The organism is Flavobacterium sp. LM5 (assembly GCF_002017945.1).
GTDB lineage: Bacteria > Bacteroidota > Bacteroidia > Flavobacteriales > Flavobacteriaceae > Flavobacterium > Flavobacterium succinicans.
Genome location: NZ_MUFX01000057.1, coordinates 1 through 3130, shown reverse-complemented (window position 1 = coordinate 3130; position 3130 = coordinate 1). Strand labels below are relative to the sequence as shown.

General features: G+C 35.2%; 1 protein-coding gene and 1 pseudogene. One reads left to right on the top strand and one right to left on the bottom strand.

Annotation, left to right across the window (positions count from 1 at the left end):
• On the top strand, positions 1-272 hold a 272-nt coding region (locus tag BXU11_RS17960; protein WP_189318569.1), incomplete at its 5' end, for a hypothetical protein.
• Positions 273-1464: 1192 nt separating this feature from the next.
• Here the strand turns inward: BXU11_RS17960 and BXU11_RS17955 are convergent.
• Positions 1465-3130 (bottom strand): annotated as a pseudogene (locus BXU11_RS17955) (TonB-dependent receptor); the annotation flags it as partial.

Sequence of the window (3130 nt, the reverse complement as noted above, 5' to 3'; positions counted from 1 at the left end):
ACAAGTATTGGTCTACGGATTGGGAGAATACTTTAATTAATAATTCTGCTATCAGAAGAGAAAATTCTATCGCAGTAAATGGTGGTGGAGAAAGTACAACTTATGCTTTTTCTGCAAATAACTTGAGTCAAGAAGGAGCTTTGAGAGGTTCTGATTTTGATAGAACGGCAGTGCGTTTAAATATTGCTACAAGAGTAAACAAAACGATTAGTGCAGGATTGAATATGGGGTATACAGCCTCTTCTCAAAAACTACCCAACTCAAAGTGGTAATAGTTATAATAGTCCAATTCAATGGATTTATAGCGTGTCATCTATCTATCCTGTGTATCGTCATGATCCGAATGGTAGCTTGATTTTAGATTCTTTAGGGAATAAAATTTACGATTATGGTGCAAATCAAGGATCATTGAATGCGGCTCGTCCTTCTTTTCAAAATGAAAATGCTGCAGGAGCAATTTCAAATTATATTGTTAGAAATAATAGAGATGATATTACTTTAAATGGGTATGTAAACCTTGATATCATGGAAGGTTTAACTTTTAAATCAACTCTTGCGTATCAAAAATATTTGTACGACAATTATAACTATAGTTCTCCACTTTATGGTAATGCACAAAACGTTAATGGTAGAATTTCTCAAAACAGAGATATTTCAACCTCTATTAACTTTACTAATATGGTGAACTACAAAAAAGAAATTGGGAATCATACGTTCTCTATAGATGCTATTCAAGAGGCTTATCAGTTTAAAGTAGACGCTATGTATTCTAGCGGTGAAGGATTTTTGCCAGGAGTAGGTGTGAATAATGGGGCTACTAATCCAGTTGGGGTAGGTGGAAGTATCAATGAAGAAAGATTAGCTTCATATTTGGGAAGGGTTTCTTATAACTATGCTGGTAAATATTTTATTGAAGGTTCTTATAGATCGGATGGATCGTCTCGTTTTGCTCAAGAGGTGCGTTGGGGTAATTTCTATTCTATCGGAGGTGCTTGGAGTATTAAAGATGAGAGTTTCTTAGCAGATAACGAGACTATTAGTGCTTTGCGTTTAAAGGGATCGTATGGTGAATTAGGAAACAACAAGACTTCATCTTATTTTCCTTATGAGCAATTGTACAACTTAGGAACTTCAGAATTGACTAATGCAGGTATTACGCTTGGTAATCCTGTAAATAGAAACTTAACTTGGGAAAAAACAGCTTCAGCTAACATCGGAATTGAAGTTGGATTATGGAATAATCGTGTTCGATTTGGTGCAGATTATTACAACAAAGAATCTATTGATTTGATTTATGCAATTCCGCTTGCAGGTTCTACAGGAAGTACTACTTATTTAACTAATGCGGGTTCATTGAGAAACTATGGTTTAGAGGTGTATTTCAATACAACCAATATTCAAAATAGTGATTTCAGATGGACTACTGATTTGAATTTCTCTTTTGACAGAAATGAAGTGACTGCTTTAACGCAAGCGTCTGTAATTACAGGAACTAAAAGATGGGAAGAGGGAAGGTCTATTTATGATTTCTGCATCTGCAAGAATGGGCTGGGTAGCATCCAACCGACGGACGTGGAATGTGGTATGCAGATGCAGTAGATGCAGATGGAAATCATAAATAGACCTTCCCTCTTCCCATCTTTTAGTTCCTGTAATTACAGACGCTTGCGTTAAAGCAGTCACTTCATTTCTGTCAAAAGAGAAATTCAAATCAGTAGTCCATCTGAAATCACTATTTTGAATATTGGTTGTATTGAAATACACCTCTAAACCATAGTTTCTCAATGAACCCGCATTAGTTAAATAAGTAGTACTTCCTGTAGAACCTGCAAGCGGAATTGCATAAATCAAATCAATAGATTCTTTGTTGTAATAATCTGCACCAAATCGAACACGATTATTCCATAATCCAACTTCAATTCCGATGTTAGCTGAAGCTGTTTTTTCCCAAGTTAAGTTTCTATTTACAGGATTACCAAGCGTAATACCTGCATTAGTCAATTCTGAAGTTCCTAAGTTGTACAATTGCTCATAAGGAAAATAAGATGAAGTCTTGTTGTTTCCTAATTCACCATACGATCCCTTTAAACGCAAAGCACTAATAGTCTCGTTATCTGCTAAGAAACTCTCATCTTTAATACTCCAAGCACCTCCGATAGAATAGAAATTACCCCAACGCACCTCTTGAGCAAAACGAGACGATCCATCCGATCTATAAGAACCTTCAATAAAATATTTACCAGCATAGTTATAAGAAACCCTTCCCAAATATGAAGCTAATCTTTCTTCATTGATACTTCCACCTACCCCAACTGGATTAGTAGCCCCATTATTCACACCTACTCCTGGCAAAAATCCTTCACCGCTAGAATACATAGCGTCTACTTTAAACTGATAAGCCTCTTGAATAGCATCTATAGAGAACGTATGATTCCCAATTTCTTTTTTGTAGTTCACCATATTAGTAAAGTTAATAGAGGTTGAAATATCTCTGTTTTGAGAAATTCTACCATTAACGTTTTGTGCATTACCATAAAGTGGAGAACTATAGTTATAATTGTCGTACAAATATTTTTGATACGCAAGAGTTGATTTAAAAGTTAAACCTTCCATGATATCAAGGTTTACATACCCATTTAAAGTAATATCATCTCTATTATTTCTAACAATATAATTTGAAATTGCTCCTGCAGCATTTTCATTTTGAAAAGAAGGACGAGCCGCATTCAATGATCCTTGATTTGCACCATAATCGTAAATTTTATTCCCTAAAGAATCTAAAATCAAGCTACCATTCGGATCATGACGATACACAGGATAGATAGATGACACGCTATAAATCCATTGAATTGGACTATTATAACTATTACCACTTTGAGTTGGGTAGTTTTGAGAAGAGGCTGTATACCCCATATTCAATCCTGCACTAATCGTTTTGTTTACTCTTGTAGCAATATTTAAACGCACTGCCGTTCTATCAAAATCAGAACCTCTCAAAGCTCCTTCTTGACTCAAGTTATTTGCAGAAAAAGCATAAGTTGTACTTTCTCCACCACCATTTACTGCGATAGAATTTTCTCTTCTGATAGCAGAATTATTAATTAAAGTATTCTCCCAATCCGTAGACCAA